Source organism: Aureimonas sp. AU20 (assembly GCF_001442755.1).
Lineage (GTDB): Bacteria > Pseudomonadota > Alphaproteobacteria > Rhizobiales > Rhizobiaceae > Aureimonas.
Genome location: NZ_CP006367.1, coordinates 1,491,992 through 1,511,442, shown reverse-complemented (window position 1 = coordinate 1,511,442; position 19,451 = coordinate 1,491,992). Strand labels below are relative to the sequence as shown.

General features: G+C 68.2%; 17 protein-coding genes. 10 read left to right on the top strand and 7 right to left on the bottom strand.

The window, feature by feature from the left end; all coding sequences use genetic code 11:
* Positions 1-311 precede the first annotated feature (311 nt).
* The 3 genes from M673_RS06630 to M673_RS06620 all read left to right on the top strand — a co-directional run bounded on the left by M673_RS06630 (position 312) and on the right by M673_RS06620 (position 3,983).
* Entirely contained in the window at positions 312-1,346 is a 1,035-nt protein-coding gene (locus tag M673_RS06630) for a zinc-dependent dehydrogenase (protein ID WP_082639209.1), read from the top strand.
* Positions 1,347-1,356: 10 nt separating this feature from the next.
* Positions 1,357-2,949, top strand: coding sequence for a glycerol-3-phosphate dehydrogenase/oxidase (locus tag M673_RS06625; protein WP_244493063.1), 1,593 nt, complete (start codon positions 1,357-1,359; stop codon positions 2,947-2,949).
* Positions 2,950-3,011: 62 nt separating this feature from the next.
* Entirely contained in the window at positions 3,012-3,983 is a 972-nt protein-coding gene (locus M673_RS06620; protein ID WP_082639208.1) for a carbohydrate kinase family protein, read from the top strand.
* 58 nt (positions 3,984-4,041) lie between these two features.
* On the opposite strand, the gene M673_RS06615 is transcribed toward M673_RS06620, so the two are convergent.
* A complete protein-coding gene (locus M673_RS06615; protein WP_061974664.1) occupies positions 4,042-6,135 on the bottom strand; it encodes a TonB-dependent hemoglobin/transferrin/lactoferrin family receptor in 2,094 nt (697 codons plus the stop codon).
* Positions 6,136-6,544: 409 nt separating this feature from the next.
* Between M673_RS06615 and M673_RS06610 the strand changes: the two genes are divergently transcribed.
* From M673_RS06610 to M673_RS06595, 4 genes are read left to right on the top strand one after another with little or no spacing between them, the layout of a single operon-like run.
* A complete protein-coding gene (locus tag M673_RS06610; protein ID WP_061974662.1) occupies positions 6,545-7,405 on the top strand; it encodes a heme/hemin ABC transporter substrate-binding protein in 861 nt (286 codons plus the stop codon).
* A 22-nt stretch (positions 7,406-7,427) separates the two neighbouring features.
* Entirely contained in the window at positions 7,428-8,543 is a 1,116-nt protein-coding gene (locus tag M673_RS06605; protein ID WP_061977704.1) for a FecCD family ABC transporter permease, read from the top strand.
* A gap of 13 nt (positions 8,544-8,556) precedes the next feature.
* A complete protein-coding gene (locus M673_RS06600; protein WP_061974660.1) occupies positions 8,557-9,366 on the top strand; it encodes a heme ABC transporter ATP-binding protein in 810 nt (269 codons plus the stop codon).
* Positions 9,354-10,376 (top strand): hemin-degrading factor, encoded by a 1,023-nt coding sequence (locus M673_RS06595; RefSeq protein ID WP_082639206.1) that lies wholly within the window; start codon positions 9,354-9,356, stop codon positions 10,374-10,376. Before M673_RS06600 ends, M673_RS06595 begins: the two co-directional genes overlap by 13 nt.
* 51 nt (positions 10,377-10,427) lie before the next feature.
* On the opposite strand, the gene M673_RS06590 is transcribed toward M673_RS06595, so the two are convergent.
* The 3 genes from M673_RS06590 to M673_RS06580 all read right to left on the bottom strand — a co-directional run bounded on the left by M673_RS06590 (position 10,428) and on the right by M673_RS06580 (position 13,359).
* Positions 10,428-11,408, bottom strand: a complete 981-nt coding sequence (locus tag M673_RS06590; protein WP_061974656.1) for an asparaginase — start codon at positions 11,406-11,408, stop codon at positions 10,428-10,430.
* An 80-nt stretch (positions 11,409-11,488) separates the two neighbouring features.
* Entirely contained in the window at positions 11,489-12,454 is a 966-nt protein-coding gene (locus M673_RS06585) for a glutathione S-transferase family protein (protein WP_061974654.1), read from the bottom strand.
* A 17-nt stretch (positions 12,455-12,471) separates the two neighbouring features.
* The gene (locus M673_RS06580; protein WP_061977703.1) at positions 12,472-13,359 is read right to left on the bottom strand and encodes a VOC family protein; all 888 of its coding nucleotides are present in this window, start codon (positions 13,357-13,359) and stop codon (positions 12,472-12,474) included.
* Between the two features lie 167 nt (positions 13,360-13,526).
* On the opposite strand from M673_RS06580, the gene M673_RS06575 reads away from it, so the two are divergent.
* A complete protein-coding gene (locus M673_RS06575) occupies positions 13,527-14,453 on the top strand; it encodes a LysR family transcriptional regulator (protein WP_061974652.1) in 927 nt (308 codons plus the stop codon).
* Positions 14,454-14,901: 448 nt separating this feature from the next.
* Positions 14,902-15,768: a 1-acyl-sn-glycerol-3-phosphate acyltransferase gene (locus tag M673_RS06570; RefSeq protein WP_061974650.1), complete on the top strand. Its 867-nt coding sequence runs from the start codon at positions 14,902-14,904 to the stop codon at positions 15,766-15,768.
* Positions 15,769-15,787: 19 nt separating this feature from the next.
* On the opposite strand, the gene M673_RS06565 is transcribed toward M673_RS06570, so the two are convergent.
* The 3 genes from M673_RS06565 to M673_RS06555 form a co-directional block, all read right to left on the bottom strand.
* Positions 15,788-17,218: an aldehyde dehydrogenase family protein gene (locus M673_RS06565; RefSeq protein WP_061974648.1), complete on the bottom strand. Its 1,431-nt coding sequence runs from the start codon at positions 17,216-17,218 to the stop codon at positions 15,788-15,790.
* A 35-nt stretch (positions 17,219-17,253) separates the two neighbouring features.
* Complete coding sequence (locus tag M673_RS06560) at positions 17,254-17,790, bottom strand: peroxiredoxin (RefSeq protein WP_061974646.1); 537 nt, start codon at positions 17,788-17,790, stop codon at positions 17,254-17,256.
* Positions 17,791-17,992: 202 nt separating this feature from the next.
* Positions 17,993-18,178 carry a hypothetical protein gene (locus M673_RS06555; RefSeq protein WP_061974644.1) on the bottom strand — a complete coding sequence of 62 codons (186 nt, stop codon included), beginning with the start codon at positions 18,176-18,178 and terminating at the stop codon, positions 17,993-17,995.
* Between the two features lie 343 nt (positions 18,179-18,521).
* Between M673_RS06555 and M673_RS06550 the strand changes: the two genes are divergently transcribed.
* Complete coding sequence (locus M673_RS06550) at positions 18,522-19,412, top strand: N-acetylmuramic acid 6-phosphate etherase (RefSeq protein WP_061974642.1); 891 nt, start codon at positions 18,522-18,524, stop codon at positions 19,410-19,412.
* The last annotated feature ends 39 nt before the right edge of the window (positions 19,413-19,451 follow it).

Here is a 19,451-nt window from a genome sequence, read left to right as displayed (position 1 = left end):
CGCCAATTCCCGCCATCGTCAACACATTTGTAAAACGAAAACTCATTTTGTGCGATTCTTACAACCGAATGACGAGATCGCAACGAGACTCACAACTTTCTAGGACGGTCGAAAATTTAAAAATCCGCATTGGTAACTTGTTTGGCTAAATTTCCGGCCTGCGACTAGAACTATAGAATGCCGCATTGCACACAATGCGAGATTGGGCACCACGATTTCATTCTGAACATTTTTGGTTTGCAAAACACAAAAATTCGGTTTAGCGCTTCGATCATCCGCGCTTCTGGCGCGTTTCGCATGGGTGGATTGCCATGAAAGCCGCGCTCCTACGGGCCCCCAACGACGTCTTGTTCGAGGATGTGGCCGACCCCGTTCCCGAGCGCGGCGACCTCGTTCTCAAGGTGCGCGCGGCCACGATCTGCGGCACCGACATCCGCATCGTTTCCGGCCGCAAGACCATGGGGGTGCGCTACCCCTCGGTTCTCGGCCACGAGTTTTCCGGCGAGATCGTCGACAATGGCGGCTCCAGCCGCTTCAGGGTGGGCGATGCGGTCTGCGTCGATCCCGCCATCGCCTGCGGCCACTGCGCCTATTGCAAGCGCGGGCTGGAGAATGTCTGCGAGAACCTCACCGCCATCGGCTACGAGGTGGACGGCGCCTTTGCCGAATATATCCGCATTCCCGGCCGCGCCATCGAGACCGGCAATGTCTTCGCCATGCCGAGCGGCGTCTCGTTCGAGGAGGCGGCGCTGGCCGAGCCGCTGGCCTGCGTCATCAACGGCCAGGAAAAGGTCGGCGTCGAGCGCGGCGACGTGGTGGCGATCCTGGGCTCGGGCCCGATCGGCCTGCTCCACGCCAAGCTCGCCCGCCTTTCAGGCGCCCGGCGCATCATCGTCTCCGAGCCCAATCCCGGCCGGCGCGAGGCCGCCCTGCGGGCGGGCGCCGACGTCGTGGTGGACCCGACCTGCGAAGACCTGAAGGCGATCGTGAAGCAGGAAAGCGGCGGCATCGGCGCCGACGTGGTGATCGTCGCCATCGGCGTGCCGAGCCTTGCCAACGATGCGCTGGGCCTTGCCCGGCTGCGCGGGCGCGTCTCGCTCTTTGCCGGCTTCAACAAGGGCGAGACGGCGCCGCTCGACGTCAACGCCATCCATTACAACGAGTTGATCGTCACCGGCTCCTTCGGCCTGACGCGGCTCCAGTTCGAGAAGTCGCTGAACCTCATCGCCTCGGGCCAGCTCGACACCAAGCCCTTCCTGACCCATCGCTTCGCCCTGCCGGCCATCGGCGAGGCGCTCGCCACGGCGGCGCGCGGCGACGCGATCAAGGTCGCCATCGTTTCCTGAGATGGACGCGATGCTGCCCAGCCGCCACTTTTCCGTCCTGATCCTGGGCGCGGGGATCAACGGCATCGGCACGTTTCGCGACCTCTGCCTGCAGGGCGTCGACTGCCTTCTGGTGGATCGCGGCGACTTCTGCTCGGGCGCCAGCGAAGCCTCCTCGCGCCTCATGCATGGCGGGCTGAAATATCTGGAAACCGGCGAATTCCGCTTGGTGCGCCAGTCGGCGGAGGAGCGCAACATTCTCCTGCGCAACGCGCCGCACTATGTCACGCCGCTCGAAACCGCACTGCCCGTGCGCTCGCGCTTCGGCGGCATCGTCCCGTCCGTGAAGCGCTTTCTCGGCCTGAAGGCCAAGCTCAACGATCGCGGCTCCGTCATCACCAAGCTCGGCCTGTCGCTCTACGACCATTTCGGCCGCCGTTTCCGCGCGATGCCGGTGCATCGCTTTCTCGGCCGGCAAGCGGCGCAGCACGCGCTGCCGGGCCTCGACCCCGCCATTTCCTCGGTCGGCCTTTATTACGAGGCGCGGCTCGACCATGCCGAGCGTCTCGGGCTGGAACTGGTGCTCGACGCGCTGGCCGACAATCCGCGCAGCGAGGCCAGGACCTATGCGGGCGTCTGCTCTGCGGCGGGCGGCGTGGTGGAAATCCGGGACAGGCTGACCGGCGAGGCGCACTGGATCACCTGCAATGTCGTGGTGAATGCCGGCGGCGCCTGGATCGACGAGGTGAACGCCGCGCTCGGCCTCAACAGCCGCTACATGGGCGGCACCAAGGGCTCGCATGTCGTGGTGGACAAGCCCGCGCTGCTCGAGGCGCTGGGCGGGCGCATGGTCTATTTCGGCTCGGCCGACGGCCGGGTGAACCTCCTCTATCCCTTCAAGGGCAAGGTGCTGATCGGCTCCACCGACATTCCGGTCGGCCATCCCGACGAGGCGCGGGCGAGCGACGAGGAGATCACCTATCTCCTCTCGGTCGTGCGCGAGGTCTTCCCCTCCATTCCGCTGTCGCGCGCCGACATGGTCTATTCCTTTTGCGGCGTGCGCCCCCTGCCCCATGCCGATGTCGGCGACCCCGGCGCCATCAGCCGCGACCATTCCATCGCCGAGGACAAGCTGCCCGGCACCAACGTGCCCGTCCTGTCGCTGATCGGCGGAAAGTGGACGACCTATCGCGGCTTTGCCGAGGAGGCGACGGACCGCATCCTCGCCCATCTCCACACGCGCCGCCGCGCCTCCACCGCCGATCTCGCCATCGGCGGCGGGCGCGACTATCCCAAGAGCGAAGCGGCGCGAGCTCGCCTCGCGGCCGAGCTTGGCGCCCTGTCGCGGACCTCGGCGGAGACCGGTGAGCGGCTTCTGTCGCGCTACGGCACGCGCGCCAAACAGGTGGCCGAGGCGATCGGCCGCTCGGACGGGCGCCGCCTGCTCAGCCTGCCGGACTACCACGTTGCGGAGATCGCCTGGATCGCGGCCCATGAGCGGGTGCGCACCGCCGACGACATCCTGCGCCGGCGCACCGACATCGCCCTCAAGGGCGAGGCGAACGAGAGGGCCAAAGCGGAGGTGGAGGCGATCCGCCGCGGCGAGGCCGCCAAGGTGAACTGACGGCTCGCCCCGTCGAACCGCGCGGATCGGGAAGGGGTCCGCGACATGGGAGGAACCTGAACATGCGCTACGACTACACGTCGATCGGCTTCTACACGTTCGACTGCCTGGGACGCCCGGTCGGCGCGATCCCGCCTGGCGGTGGCACGCAGTTCATCGAGGAAATCGAGATGGCCGTGTCGGGCGCGGCCGGCGCGGCGGTGATCGCGGCCGCCAAGCACGGGCTGAACTGCCTGGCGGTCGGCGGCGTCGGCGACGATCTCATGGCCGACTGGGTTCTGAACCGGCTCGGGCACTTCGGCGTCGACACGTCCACCATGCAGCGCCTCTCCGGCGTCGGCACCTCCTCTTCCATCGTGCTGACACGCGCCGACGGCTCGCGCCCGGCGCTGCATATGAAGGGCGCCACCGGCGCCTTCGAGATCACCGAAGACATGTGGGATCAGGTGCTCGACGCCAAGGTGATCCATATCGGCGGCGTCGGGCTGATGGACCGGATGGACGGCGCTCCATCCGCTCGGCTCTTCCAGGAGGCGAAGCGGCGCGGCGCGCTGACGACGGTGGACGTCTTCGCCGCTACCGAGAAGGATCTGGGCAATGTCGTCGGCCTGCTTCCGCACACCGACTATTTCCTGCCCTCGATCGAAGAGGCGCGCGTTCTGTCTGGCCGCGAGGAGATCGAGGACGTCGCCCGCTTCTTTCTCGACAAGGGCGTGACCTGCTGCATCCTGACGCTCGGTGAGAACGGCGCCTATTATCGCCATTCCAACGGCGACCGCTTCCTGATGCCGGCCTTCGATATCGAGATGATCTGTTCTTGCGGCTGTGGCGACGCGTTCAACGCGGGCATCGCGACGGGGCTCGTGCGCGGCATGGATCCCGAAAGCATGGTGCGCTTCGCCCAGGCAACCTCGGCGCTGAACGCCACAGGCCTCGGCAGTCAGGCGGGCGTCACCTCTTTCGAGAACACGCTCGCCTTCACCAAGACGCGCACCCGCGCCTCGGCCGAGCACGCCGCCGCCCTCGTCGCCTGACGTTCCGAAGGCTGAAGGCCGCCGACCGGGCTCGTGCCGATCGGCGGCCTTCGCCGTTTCAGAACCGATAGGTCGCGTTGATGCGGAAGGAGCGACCGGGCTCGGTGTAGTAGAGGCTCGGCTGCGCCCGGGTCTCGGGCACGTTCACCGCGTCGTAGTAGGTCTTGTCGAAGAGGTTGAACACGCCGGCCGCGAGCTTCAGCCCCGGCACTTGCGTCGGCTCATACCAGGCCGTCATGTCCACCACGCCATAGCCCGGGGCCTCGAACCCGTCGTCCACCTTGTCGCGCCGCGCCGCGAGCTTGGTGGTCACCTCCCCGCCCCAGTCCGTGTGGTCGTAGCCGAGGCCGAGGATAGCGGTCAGCGGCGGGACGGAGTCGAGATAGGTGTCGTCGGTCAGGTTGCGCCCTTCCGAATAGGCCAGCGAGGCGCGAGCCGTCCAACGGTCGAGGAAGCGGACATGGCTGCCGAGCTCCACCCCGGAAATCCGCGCGTCGGGGATGTTGTAGTAGCTCGACACGCCGCCCAGCGGATATTCTCCGCCCGGCGCTCGAAGCTGCACCGTGTCGATGAAGTTGCGGTAGCGCGTGGTGAAGACGTTGATCTGGGCGCCCAGATCCTCGTCGCCATAGCGCAGGCCCGCGTCGAACCCGTCGCTGGTTTCCGACAGGAGATCGGCGTTGCCGGTGCGCAAGTAAGAGCCGACCGCGCCATAGCGCGAGTAGAGCTCGCCCACCGTGGGCGCGCGAAAACCCTTGGTGTACTGGGCGTAGGCGGTGAGCTGCGGCAGGAGATCGTATTCCACCCCGAGCTTGGGCGAGAAGGCGTGGTCGCTGTTGCCGTTCGGCACGGTGCCGGTGAAAGCCGCGCTCGCCCGGTATTCCGGGGTCGCTTCGGGGTCGTTGTCGAACCAGTCGAAGCGCAGGCCCGGCGTCACGCGCAGCCGGCCGGCGAGAAGCGCGACCTCGTCCTCGCCATAGAGGCCAAGGATGCGGCTGGTCACATCCGGCGCGTCGGCCTGATTGGTGTGGAGCATGCCGCAGGCGAAGCGATCGCGCGCCCGGTTCAGCGAGCAATTGTCCCGCCCCGCGGAATATTGGGTCGTATCGGCCGTGCGAAGCTCGGTGCCGAGCGTCACACGGTGCTGCACCTCGCCCGTCTCGAACGTCTTGCCGACAAAGCCGTTGAAGCCGAAGGCCTCCTCGTCGATCGAGTTGTTGCGCGAGAAGGGGCCGATCACCGAGGTCGTGCGATAAGCGTTCACGCTCGTGTCGCGCTCGATCTGTTGATAGTAAAGCACCATCTTGGCCGTATCGATCCAGCCCTCGCCATCGGGCGAATCGAAGTCGTAGGTCAGCGCCGCCTTGCGCCGGTCGACCTCCTCGCCGGTGAAATACTGGCCGGGGCGGTAATTGCCCGTCCGGCTCTGGCTCGTGCGCCCCTCGAAATCTTCCTTGCGGTTGAAGACTTCGCCGGTGAGGCCGAAGCGATGGCCGCCCTCGACATATTGATAGACCTTCCCCAGCAGATTGTACTGGTCGTAGTCTTCGGGGTTCGGCGCGGTGCGCTGGGGGCCGTAGAGATCGAGCGTGCCCATCGTGTCGGTCTCGTGCCCGGTGCGGGTGCCGCCCTGCACCAGGGCCAGCGTGTCCCCCGCCCGCACGGCGGCGGCGTTGCTGGTGAACCAGCTCCGGTCGGCCGAATCGTAGCCGTTCTTGGTCAGCGCGCCGATCCGCCGCCCGCCCAGCAGCAGGTCCTCCGGGTCGAGCGTGCGCAGCGCCAGAACGCCGCCGAGCGCCCCGGTGCCGAGCAGTGGATCGGCGCCGCGCGTGAGATCCAGCGCTGAGAGCGCGTTGAAATCGAAACTATCGGCCCCGCCATTGGCGCCGCGCGTGACGTCGGCGAGATAGGGCACGCGCACGCCGTCGATCGTGGTGAGGACGCGCGCGCCCTCCAGCCCGCGAATGTTGATGCTGTTCGTATTGCGGTTGAAGGAGACTCCGGCTTCCTGGGTACGGCCGAGATCCTGAATGTCGTCGATCAGCTTGCGGTCGATCGTGGCGCGGCTGGTGGTGGAGGTGGTTTGCGTCCCCGCCGCCCCCTCGCTGGCGCTTGGCCCGCCCCCCGTCACGACCACCGTGTCGAGTTGCACCTCCTCCTTCGGAGCGGGTGCCGCCGTCTGCGCTCGCGCCGGCCCGGCCGCCCAAAGAGCGGAGGCGGCAACGCCCACCAACAAAGCTCGAACCGCCACGCATCGTCCCACTGTCTCGTCCCCTCGACCAAGCTGATTGTTTCAAGCCGCGCCTTGTGATTGGAAGATTTCTACAATCTCCCTAGGCGACCGAGCTTGAATCACTGTCTATCGACGCCATCTCGCCCGAGTCAAACAAATAAGACTCACAGTATTTACATTTTAGACGTTCGAATTTTGAATATCTACAATGTGAAATCGTTCTTAGAACGGTTTTAGACTTCCCTATTTTAGCGATATGACTTGACGGCTCGGCACATCCGTTCTTACTCAGGCCCAGATGTAAGCCACCCCCCGGGAAAGACTTGCCATGCGCACGCCCGTCGCCGCCCTTCTCCTGGCCCTTCTTGCCGTCCCCGCCTCGGCCGAGCCGCTGCCCACCCGCGTCGTGTCGATCGGCGGGGCGATCACGGAGGTTCTCTATGCGCTGGGCGAGGACAAGCGCATCGCGGCGGTGGACACGACCAGCGTCTACCCACCGGCCGCGCTCAGCGAGAAACCCAATGTCGGCTACATGCGCGGGCTCTCGGCCGAGGGTGTCCTGTCCCTGTCGCCTGACCTCATCCTGATGGAGGACGGCGCCGGGCCGAAGGAGGCGGTGGCGCTGATCGACGCGGCGGGCGTTCCGGTGCGCCATGTGCCGAGCGGATACAGCGTGCCCGATCTTCTCCAGAAGATGCGCCTCGTCGCCGCAGCCGTCGGCCGCGACGAGGAGGGCGAAGCGCTGGCCCAGCGCATGGCTGGCGAACTCGAAGCGCTGCGGGGGGACCTTGCGGAGATCAAGTCCAAGCGCCGCGTCCTCTTCCTCCTGTCGGTCGCGGACGGGCGCGCCAATGCCGCCGGGCACGGCACCGGGGCCGACGCGGTGATCCGCCTCGCGGGGGCGGAGAACGTCTTCGGCGACATGGAGGGCTACAAGATGCTCTCGCCCGAATCGGCCGCCGCTCTGAAGCCGGACGTGATCCTGATGCTCGACCGGGCGGGGCCCGGCGGCGGCGATCCGCTGGCGATCCCGGCGCTCGCCGCGACGCCGGCGGGCCAGGCCGGCGCCGTCATCCGCATGGACGCCGCCTATCTTCTCGGCTTCGGCCCGCGCACGCCCGCCGCGCTGCGCGATCTAGCAGTAAGGCTTTATCCCGACGCTGGGCTCGGAGCCTCCCTTGTCCGCTGATACGCTGGACGGCAAGCCGAGCATGCGCCGGCTGGGGGCGAGGCGTGGAGCGCCGCGCGAGGCGTCCGAACCCTCGGCTGCCCCGGCGCTTGCCGGCGACCGCAGCGCCAAGGCCCGGCTCGCGACGCTGCTTCTCGCCCTGCTTCTCGCCGCCACGCTGATCGTCGCGCTCGGCACGGGGCCGGCGCTGCTGTCGCCACGCGCGGTCGCCGCCATTCTTCTCGCCGGCCCCAAGGGCGAGGTCGCCTCGCTCGCCGACACGGTGATCGTCTGGCAGATCCGCCTGCCGCGCGTGCTGCTCGGGGCGCTCGTCGGCGCCTCGCTCGGGCTGGTCGGCGCGATGATGCAAGGGTTGTTCCGCAATCCGCTGGCCGATCCAGGCCTGATCGGCGTGTCCTCCGGCGCGGCCTTCGCGGCGGTCGCGACCATCGTCCTTTCGGGGAGCGTGCTCGCGCCCTTCGCCGCCGCTCTCGGCCTTTATGCCCTGCCGGTTTCCGCTTTCGGAGGCGGTCTAGCGGCGACGCTCCTGATCTACCGCGTCGGCACGCGGGCCGGGCAATCCTCGGTGGCGCTGATTCTTCTGGCGGGCATCGCGCTCGGCGCTTTCGCCGCCGCCGGCACGGGCTTTCTCGTTTATCTCAGCAACGACAACCAGCTGCGCGATCTCACTTTCTGGAGCCTCGGAGGGCTGGGGGGCGCCACCTGGGCCAAGCTTTGGGCGGGCCTGCCGATGATGGGGGCGGCGCTGCTCGCCGCGCCCTTCCTCGCGCGCGGGCTGAACGGCATCGTCCTGGGCGAGGCCGAGGCCTATCATCTCGGCATCCGCGTCCAGCGCCTGAAGCGCCTGACCATCGTCATCGTCGCCCTGGCGACGGGCGCGGCGGTCGCCGTATCGGGCACGATCGGCTTCGTCGGCATCGTCGTGCCGCATCTCCTGCGCCTCTGGTTCGGGCCGGACCATCGCCACCTCCTGCCCAATGCCGCGCTCGGCGGCGCGGTGCTGCTGCTCGTCGCCGACATGGCGGCGCGCACGCTGGTCGCCCCGGCGGAACTGCCGATCGGCATTCTCACCGCCGCGCTCGGCGCGCCGGTCTTCCTGTGGATCCTGCTGCGCCGGCGCGGCCTGGCGGGTTTGTGAGGCTTCCGCGACCATGCTCGACCTTCTCCAGGCCAGCCTCTCCTATCGCGGCCGCGAGGTCGTCCGCCCGCTGTCGCTGCGCATCGAGCCGGGCGCGCTCACCGTCATCGTCGGGCCGAACGGGGCGGGCAAGTCGAGCCTTCTCAAGCTCATGACCGGCGAACTCCCGCCGGCCGGCGGCGAGGTGCATCTCGACGGCCAGCCGCTGGGCCGCTTCTCGCCCGAGCAGTTGGCGCGCCGCCGCGCCGTCCTGCCGCAAAGCGCCAGCCTCGCCTTTCCGTTCACCGTGGCCGAAGTCGTGCGCTTCGGCCTGGAGGCGGGCGGCCGCGCGCGGGAGCCGGGTGCCATTCGCGCCGCGCTCGCCCGCGTCGATCTCGCCGACTTCGCGGGCCGCTTCTACAACGAGCTTTCGGGCGGCGAGCAGCAGCGCGTGCATCTGGCGCGCGTCCTCTGCCAGATCGGCGCGCCGGTCCACGCCGGAACGGCCCGGCTGCTTTTTCTGGACGAGCCGGTCTCCAGCCTCGACATCCGCCACCAGCTCGCCGTGCTGGGGCTGGCGCGCGAGTTCGCGGCGGCGGGCGGTGCGGTGGTGGCCGTGTTGCACGATCTCAATCTGGCGAGCGGCTTCGCCGACCGGCTCATCGCGATGCAGAACGGGCGCGTCGCCGCCGACGGGCCGCCCGCCGCCGTCTTGACCGACGCGCTGGTGGAAGAGGTCTTCCGCATCCGCCTCGCGGTCGGCGCGACGCCCTTCCCGCCCCAGCCCTTCGTTCTGCCGCAGACGGCGGCGCCGCTTTCGAGGACATCCGCATGGATACATTGACCGACCTGTCCGCCACGCCCTTCTACGCCACGGGCAAGCGCAGCCGCGATCTCGCCGCCGAACTCGGCCTGTCGGAGGCCGAGCTTCTGGCAACCCATCAGGGGCCGGAGGTCGTGCGTCTGGCGCTGGAGCCCAAGGCGCTGGTGGAGGCTCTGCCGGCGCTCGGCGAGATCATGGTGCTGACGCGCAACGACGTCGCCGTCCATGAGAAGGTCGGCGCGTTCGGCGGCATCCATTTCGGAGAACACGCAGGGCTCGTGATCAACCCGCCGATCGACCTTCGCCTGTTTCCCAAGCATTGGGCCTCGTGCTTCGCGCTGGAGCTGCCCGACAAGGCCGGGCCGCGCCGCTCGATCCAGATTTTCGACGCGTCGGGTGAAGCGGCGATCAAGATCCATCTGCGCGCCGCCTCCGACGCGGCGGCCTTCGAGGCGATCCGCGCGCGTTTCGCCCTGGGCGCGCCCGAACCGCTCGCCGTTTCGCCCTACGCGGCCGAGACGATGAGGAAGAACGTGGACGCCGACGCGTTCCGCCACGACTTCGAAGCCATGGCGGACGTTCATCAGTTCTTCCCGCTGCTTCGCCGCCACGGGGTCAGCCGGCGCGGCGCGCTCGACCTGATGGGCGAGGCGCATGTGCGCCCGCTCGGCGCCAAGACTGCGACGCGCCTTCTGGAAGCGGCGAGCGCTGAGAGCCTTCCGATCATGTGCTTCGTCGGCAGCCGGGGCTGCATCCAGATCCATTCCGGCCCGGTCCGGACCATCCGCGCCATGGGACCGTGGATCAACGTGCTCGACCCCGGCTTCGACCTGCATCTGCGCGAGGATCTCGTGGCCGAGGCCTTCGCCGTGCGCAAGCCGACGCGCGACGGCCTGCTCACCTCCGTGGAACTCTTCGACGCCAAAGGCGCGCTGCCCGTGCAGTTCTTCGGCGTGCGCGGGGAAGGCCGGCCGGAAGACCCGCGCTGGCGCGCCCTGGTGGACGCGCTCGGAGCAAGCTTCGACGCCTGACCGCGACGCGCCTTTCCCTTCGACAGGGCGAGGCGCCCTGCCCTCGCAGCCTCAGCCGCCGAAAAAAGCGATCTCCTCGCGCAGCCGCTCCGGCCCGTCCTCCAGGCCCAGCACCACGGCGGCGAGAATGCGCGCCTTCACGCCGGTGAGATCGCCAGCGAAGAGTCCGCCGTTTCGCTCCACGTCCTTGCCCGCGCCATTTCCGTAGATCGGCTTGACCCGGCCCTCGGGGCAGCGCGAGCACATGATGACAGGCACGCCGCCGGCGACGATCTCGCCGATCGCCTCGGTCACGACAGGCCTGCAATTGCCGCGCCCGAAGCCCTCGATCACGATCGCCTTCGTGCCGCTCGCCGCGAGATAGCGGATCACCTTGTCGCCGGTGCCGAGCCCGAGCTTGACCAGTTCCACCTCGGTTTCGATGCGAGCCGGCGCATAGGTGCGGCGAATCACGGGGCGGCGGTGGAGGATTACGTCCGCGCCGTCCACCTCGCCCAACTTGCCATGCTCGCCCGAGCGGAACGTGTCGGTGCGCGAGGTGTGGGTCTTGGTCACGTCGCGCGCGGCGTGGAACTCGTCCTCGAAGCACACCAGGGCGCCGAGCCCGCGCGCCAGCGGCGAGGCGGCGAGGCGCACGGACTGGGCGATGTTGCGTGGCCCGTCCGTGTCGGGCGCGTCGGCGCTCTTCTGCGCCCCGGTGAAGACCACGGGCTTGTCGCCTTCGATCAGCAGATCGGCCAGAAAGGCGCTTTCCTCCATCGTGTCGGTGCCGTGCGTGACGACGACGCCGTCGCAATCCGGCCGGGCGAGATGAAAGCGGATTCGTTGGGCGATGGAGAAGGCGAGCGGCAGGTCGAGGGCGGAGGAGCCGACGCGGCAGAAATCGTCGATCGCGAGATCGATCCCCTCCAAGCTGTCGTGCAGGCTGGCCTTCAGATCGGCACCGGTCATCTCGGCCACCACATCCGCCTTCGCCCCGCCGGGCCGCGAGGCGATCGTTCCGCCGGTGGTGATGAGCTGAATGCGGGCCATGGCCAGTCCTTTGCCGTCGAAACGCGAGGCCGTGGCTTAGCAAGATTCTCCGCCCGATGGGAGGCGAGCCGATCCCGCCGTCAGAGGCGGGTTTCCCGAAGAAGATGGGCGAAGGGCAGGTCCGGCCCAAGGGGAACGATGCGGTTCGGGTTGAGGCTCTTGATCGAATAGTAGCCGCGCTTGATATGGTCGATGCTGACCGTCTCGGCGACGCCCGGCACGGCCAGCATCCGCTCGAGATAGGCGCTGAGCGCGGGATAGTCCGCGATGCGGCGCAGGTTGCATTTGAACAGCCCGTGATAGGCCGCGTCGAAGCGAACGAGCGTGACGAAGAGGCGGATGTCGCTCTCGGTCAGCCGCTCCCCGAACAGGAAAGGACCCGTCGTCAGGCGCATTTCCATCTCGTCCAGCGCCGCGAAGACATCAGTGAACGCCTCTTCGTAGGCGCCTTGCGTCGTCGCGAAACCCGCGCGGTAGACGCCGTTGTTGAGGCTGGGATAGATTCGCTCATTCAGCGCGTCGATCTCGGATCGGAGATCGGCGGGATAAAGGTCGAACGTCGCATCCGCCAGCGGGCCGAAGCCGCTGTCGAACATGCGCAGGATATCGGCCGACTCGTTGTTGACGATGGTCGCCCGCTCAAGGTCCCAGAGCACCGGCACGGTGGCCCGGCCGCTGATCGTGGGGTCGGCCTTCGTGTAGACCTCGTGCAGATAGGTCGCGCCATTCACCCTGTCCGGCGTCGCCTCGCCGAAGCGCCAGCCCTGGTCGCCCAGCTCCGGCTCGACCACGGAAACCGAGACCACCGTCTCCAGTCCTTTCAGCTTTCGCGCGATCAGGGTGCGCGAGGCCCAGGGGCAGATCAGCGCGACATAGAGATGGTAGCGCCCGGCCTCGGCGGGAAAGCCGCCCTCGCCGCTCGGCCCCGGCACGCCGTCCGGCGTCACGAAGTTGCGAAAGCTGGAAGTCTGTCGAACGAAGCCGCCCTTCTCGTCCTTCGCCTGCACCGGCTGCCAGTCGGCCACCCATTTGCCGTTCAAGAGCATGAGACGTTCCTTTCGATTTATGAGCGGGTCGGCGCTGGAAGAAGCGAGACGGCGGTGCCCCAGGGGTCGGCCAGCGTCAGGCGGCCGCCCTCGTCGCTCCGCGCCGCCTCGGTGGGAAGGCGGGCGCGGATGGCATCGAGCGCGTCGGGGCGCGTGAGAAGCTCCAGCTCAGTGAGCCCCGTGGAGGGCTGCAGCCTCGCGCCGGCGCCCCGGCTGTTCCAGACATTGGCGGCGAGCTGGTGGTGGTATCCGCCCGAGCCGAAGAAGCTCGCGCCGGGATAGCGGCAGGTCACGTCGAAGCCGAGAAGCCCGCCATAGAACCGGTCCGCGGGCTCCAGCGCGCCGACCTGAAGATGCACATGGCCGACCGTTCCCCCTTCCGGAAAGCCGGTCCAGCCTCGCACCTCGCCCGCGCGCAAAAGGCCGTCCGCGTCCAGCGGATCGCTCGCCATCTCGAGCTCGCCGCCGTTCCAGCGCCAGGTTTCCGGCGCCCGGTCGGCATAGATTTCGATCCCGTTGCCTTCGGGGTCGGAGAGATAGATCGCTTCGCTGACGAGATGATCTGCCGCGCCCTGAAGCCGCACGCCGCGTGCCCCGGCATGCCCGAGCCAGGCGCCGAGATCGGCCCGCGTCGGCAGCAGAAAGGCCGTGTGGAACAGGCCCGCCTCGCGAGCTGAGCGCTGGCGGGCGGCCGGGTCGCGCCGCAGTTCCAGAAACACCGTGCCGCCCGCGCCGAGGCGGGCAACATCCGCGCCGCCCTCCATGAGTTCGAGCCCGACGGCCTGGCTGTAGAAGGCGCTCATCGCCCCGAGATCGCGCACGGTCAGCGCGACGCGGCCGATCCGGTGCGGCGCTCCGGCCAAGACGGGGGCAAGCGCGGAGCGCTCGGAACGAGCAAGCGGCATGAAAGCATCCTCCGGGTGCGCGAGATCGGACATCATCTCCCCCATCCTCCACCTGAAACGGGGATCGGGCCGCGCCCATCCCAACCATGCCTCGTCATATGCGCTCACGTGGTTGGTTTGATAATCCGGCCATCTGGGATAACACTTCACACCGAGGGAGTGAGATCATGCTGGATCGGCTGACGGGACTTCAGGTCTTCGCCAAGGTCGCGTCGCTCGGCAGCCTGTCGGGCGCGGCACGCGCGCTCGGGATGTCGCAAACCATGGCGACCAAGCACATGGCCGCCATGGAGGACCGACTGGGCCTCAAGCTCCTCCATCGCACGACGCGCAAGGTGACGCTCACCGAGCCCGGCCGGCATTATCTCGACACGGTCGAGCGGCTGCTCGGCGAGCTTGGCGAGGCGGAGGCGAGCCTTGCGGCCGAGCGGCTGGAGGTGACGGGCACGTTGCGCCTCGCCGCCCCCGTTTCTTTCGGCGTGCGGGAGATCGCGCCGATCCTTGCCGATTTCTCGCGCCTTCATCCCGCGCTCACCGTCGATCTCGGCCTCAACGACCGCGTGGTGGATCTGGTGGAGGAAGGCTGGGACGCCGCGATCCGCATCGGCCGCCTGCAAGCGCCAGCCTTGATCGCCCGTCGGCTGGCGCCCTGCCGCCTCCTCGTCGCGGCCGCGCCGTCCTACCTCACGGCCCGCGGCACGCCGCGCCGGGTCGCCGATCTCGGCCGTCACGAGTGCCTGGGCTATACGCTGTCTCCCGCGCTCGGCGCCCATCGCTGGCAGTTCGGGCGGGACGGATCGGTGGAGGTGGCCGTGTCCGGTTCCCTTCGCGCCAACAATGGCGACGCGCTGGTGGCCGCGGCGCTGGCCGGCCAGGGCATCGTCTACGAGCCGAGCTTTCTCCTGGGCGACGACATCCGGGCCGGCCGCCTCGTGCCGCTCGCGCTCGACCATCCGCCGCTGGAAATGCCGGGCGTCCATGCCGTCCACGCCATGGACCGCCGCCCGCCGGCCAAGGTGCGCGCGCTGATCGACTTTCTCGCCGCGCGCTTCGGCCCGAACCCGCCCTGGGACCGGGACTTGCCTTTCGACTGACGGCGGGCGGCCTTTTGCTAGAGCGAATGACATGCCGGACTCGCGCTCGGCGTCGAAGCCTGTGCGCTTGCCTTAGCGCGGTGGAGCTTGCCAGCTCTGCCTTCAGGCGCCGGGGCCGACGATCGCCGAGGCTTACGATCTCTGCGGTCGCAAACACGCTGCAAAGGTGATGGTCTTATCTCTCGCCCCCTTTTGAAGGCCACAGCGCCCGACATCGCGGCTCATGCCGCACATCAGATGCGCGAGGGCGACCCGAGAGCGTTCGCTTGCGTTTGGAAAATGTTCAGCGCCAGCGCTCCGCGCATTGATCCACCGGTCTGCCGGTCCGCGCCTCGTCGAAGCGGGCAAGGGTCTCTAGGGCGCACGCGGACCGAGCCTGTCATCCAACCGTCAGGGCACGGCCTTAGACTCCGTGGAACCTACACTTCCCACCATCCCGCCCGTGCCAATGCTGTTTCCCGAGTTGAGTTATGCCCGCCCGCACGATCCCCTCCTGCGGCGCGTGGTGATCCGGTCGATGGAGCGGGCGGCGGGGCGGGGCAAGCTTGCCCGGCTCTACGCGCTCTGGCGCGAAGGGGCGCGGCTTCGGCCCATGGCCCGCTTCCAGTCCATGCTCTCGGTGATGCGCATCCGGCTCGACATCGCCGGCGCGTGGCCGCCGGCCATCGCGCCCGGCGAGCCGCTGGTGATCGTCGCCAACCATCCGTTCGGCATCGGAGACGGCGTGGCGCTCCTGGCGCTGGCCGAGCAACTCGGCCGGCCCTTCCGCATCCTCGTCAGCAACGACCTGATGCGGATCGAGGAAATGGCGGTCTGCGGCCTGCCCGTCTCGTTCGAGGACACGCGCGAAGCACAGGCGCTCAATCTCCAGACACGGCGCGAGGCGATGCGGCTCCTGCGCGAGGGCGTCACCATCCTTGTCTTCCCCGCCGGGGGCGTCGCGACCGCCGCCAGGGTCTTCGGCCGCGCCGAGGACCTGCCCTGGAAGCAGTTCACCGCCCGGCTGGTGCGCATGGGCGGCGCGACGGTCCTGCCCGTCCATGTCCACGGGCAGAACGGGCCGCTGTTCCATCTGGTCAGTAAGTGGTCGCAGACCCTGCGCTACGGCCTGCTCATCGGCGCCTTCCGTCGCCTCTACGGGCGCACGATCCGGCTGACCGTCGGCGAGCCGATTCGCGCGCGGGATCAGGTCGAGGGACGCGCCCTTACCGACACGCTCCGCCGCTCCGTCTTTCGCCTGGCGCCACGGCCAGAACCCCGGCGCACCTCGCTGCGCGCCGCCTTGACGGCGCGCCGGCGAAAGGCGGGCGACTGACCGCGCGCGCCGCGCTTCGTCAGGCCGCCTCGTAGCCGACGATACCCTTGATCTCCAAGAACTCCTCCAGGCCGAACTCGGCATATTCGCGCCCGTTGCCGGACTGCTTGTAGCCGCCGAAGGGCGCGCCCGGGTCCCAGGCGGGATAGTTGATATAGACATTGCCCGAGCGCATCCGCGCGGCCACGCGGCGGGCGCGGTCGAGGTCGGCCGACTGGATATAGGAGGCGAGGCCATAGACCGTGTCGTTGGCGAGGCGCACGGCGTCCTCCTCGCTCTCGTAGGAGAGGATCGACAGGACCGGCCCGAAAATCTCCTCGCGCGCCACGGTCATGTCGGGCGTCACATGGGCAAACACCGTGGGCTTGACGAAATAGCCCCGATTCATCCCGTCCGGCCGGCCTAAGCCGCCGGCGACGAGGCTCGCGCCTTCCGCGATGCCGGTCTCGATCAGCCGCTGGATCTTGTCGTACTGCATCTGGCTGACCACTGGGCCGAGATCGACGCCCTCGCCGCCCGCCGGGCCGACCTTGAAACGGGCAGCGGCGCGCGCGGCGATCTCCGCCGCCTCGTCATGCCGGTCGGCCGGCACGAACATGCGCGTCGGCGCGTTGCAGCTCTGCCCCGAATTGCCGAAGCAGCCGGCGACGCCCTTGGTCACGGCCGTTTCCAGATCGACGTCGGGCAGGAGGATGTTGGCCGACTTGCCGCCGAGCTCCTGGTGAACGCGCTTGATCGTGTCGGCCGCCGACTTGGCGATCAGTATCCCGGCGCGTGTGGAGCCGGTGAAGGACACCATGTCGATACCGGGATGGCGCGAGATTGCCTCTCCGACGCCCGGGCCGTCACCGTTCACGAGGTTGAACACGCCCGGCGGCACGCCCGCCTCGTCCACGATCTCGGCAAAGAGAATGGCGTTCAGCGGCGCGATCTCGGAAGGCTTCAGCACCATGGTGCAGCCGGCGGCGAGCGCGGGCGCGACCTTGGCCATGATCTGGTTCATCGGCCAGTTCCAGGGCGTGATCATGCCGACGACGCCGATCGGCTCCTTGGCGACCAGCGTCGTGCCGTGACGTGCCTCGAAGGAAAAGACCTCCAGCGTCTCGATCGCCTTTTGCAGGTGCCGGCGGCCGATGCCCGCCTGCCATTCCCGCGCGAAGGGAAGCGGCGCGCCCATCTCGCGGCTCATTACCTCTCCCAGCTCGTCAAAGCGTCGGTTGTAGACCTCGAGCAGCCGGCGCAGCAGCGCGAGGCGCTCCTCGCGGCTGGTGCGCGAAAAGCTCTCGAAGGCGCGGCGCGCGGCCGCCACGGCCTTGTCCACATCCGCCGCCGAGCCGAGCGCGATCTCGCCGCAGCTTTCCTCGGTGGAGGGGTCCACGACCGCCAGCGTTTCCAGCCGGGCGGGATCGACCCAGGCGCCGTCGATGTAGAATTTCAGGGCGTTCTTCATGGAAATGCGGTCCCGGATTGGAGAAAAAGGCTGGCCTACGCTGCCGCGCGTTCGCGCAAAAAGGCGAGCATCGTGCCGGCATCCGACAGGTTGACGCCGACGCCTTCGGGCTCGTCCCGCACGCCCGGCTCGGCAAAGAGCTTCACGATCGCGCCGTCTTCCACCAGCATGGAATAGCGCCAGCTTCTAAGGCCCATGCCGCTGCGCGTGCGTTGAACGAGAAGGCCCATGCGGCGCGTGAAGTCGCCATTGCCGTCCGGCAGCATGAAGACCTTCTCGATATTGCGGCTGCGCGCCCATTGATAAAGGACGAAGGCGTCGTTCACCGAAAGGCAGATCACCTGATCGACGCCGAGCGCGAGGAAGTCCTCGCAATTCGTTTCGAAGCCGGGCAGATGCGTGTCCGAGCAGGCGGGGGTGAAGGCGCCGGGCACGGCGAAGAGCACGATGCGCTTGCCGCCGAAAATCTCCGCCGTCGTCAGGTCCTTCCATTCGAACGGGTTCGGCCCTCCCAGCGCGTCGTTGCGCACGCGCGTGTGGAAGGTGACGTCGGGAACGCGATCGGGCTGCATGGCCTCTCCTCAAGGCATTCGGCGCGGCCGGGCCGACGGTCGGGCATCGGCGCCGCTCTGGCGGGGATTGTCGGCCGCCGCCCGCCCGGAGGCAAGCGCGCTATCCGTGCAAAGCCGGCAGCATTGGAGACGATGCCCATAAAAAAGACCCGCCGCATGGCCTACGGCGGGTCTTTCCTTCGAACAATAGACCTGAGCCCGTTCAGTCGTCCGTGCGCTTGTTGGACGGCACGTCCTTGTATTCGTCGATCTTGGTTCCCCGGCTGTCGAGCCCGAAGGATTCGTCGCGCTGCGCCTTATCGCGATTGCTGAGGATCTGGTTCTTGTTGACCTTCTCGTCCTGAAGTTCGGTCATCGCGCCGGTGCCGCTCGTTTGTCCTGCCGACATGTCGGTTCTCCCTGTTGCGTGTCCTAAGAGCCTGTTTGGAAACTCGGTCGGGTCGGTCCGACGGTTCTTTTTCGCCGTCGCTTCGTTGCCAATCCTCGCCGATGCCGCCGGCATCGACTGCGGTTGGCGCCTCGCGACACCCAAAAATCCCTCGCCGGCCCTCCGCCGCCGAATTTCCAAAAAGACGCTAAGCTGAACGAACGAGCGACGATCGGGTTCGCGAGAAAACGGCCCTTCCCTGTTTCTCCCGGCGGCGCGCGAGAGGAGATCGGGCCGGCGCGGAACCCTTTACCCGTGTCGCGCGGTTCAAGAGCATTCGCAGACGAAGGCCAAGCTCCCAGCCATGACGGCGTCCCCCACCGATCCTCTCGCCCCCAATCCCGCCGGCAACGCCCTGCCGGAGACCGAGCGCGCCGACCCGCAGTTTCGCGACCTCGAAACCCGGCCTCTCGGCGAATTGCTGGGCTCCCTTCTCGGCGGGCAGGAACGCGCGCTTCTGGCCGTTCGGGACGCGCTGCCGCAGATCGAGGAGGCCGTGGAGGCGATCGCCGCGCGGCTCGGCAACGACCGCGAGGCGCGCCTCGTCTATTGCGGCGCCGGCACGTCGGGCCGCCTCGCCATGCAGGATGGGGTGGAACTGGGGCCCACCTTCAACTGGCCGCCGGAACGCGCGGTGTTTCTTCTGGCTGGCGGCGTCACCAGCCTGTCGCTCGCCCGCGAGGGGGCGGAGGACGACACGCAGTCCGCCCGCTCCATGATCGCGGAGGCCGGGGTCTGCGCGAGGGACGCGGTGATCGGCGTCGCCGCCAGCGGTCGCACGCCCTTCACGCTGAGCGGCCTTCAGGCCGCGCGCGAGCGCGGCGCGCTGACCGTGGCGCTCGCCAACGACCCGGCCGCGCCGCTTCTTTCCGCCGCCGAGCGTCCCATCCTGCTGCGCACCGGTCCGGAAGTGCTGGCCGGCTCAACGCGGCTGGCTGCCGGAACGGCTCAGAAGATCGCGCTCAATCTCCTGTCCACCGCCGTCATGGTGCGGCTTGGCAAGGTGTTTCGCGGCCGGATGGTGGACATGCGACCGACCAACGAGAAGCTGCGCCGGCGGGCCGAGCGCATGGTGGCGGACGTTTCGAACTGCGACCTGGGGCGCGCCCGCGAGGCTCTGGAAGCGGCGGACGGGCATATCCGCCATGCGATCCTTCGGGCCGAGGCGGGCTCTTCCATGCATCGGAAAAGCTGAGCCGCGCCGGCATCGCGAGACGGCTATACGCACGGAAAA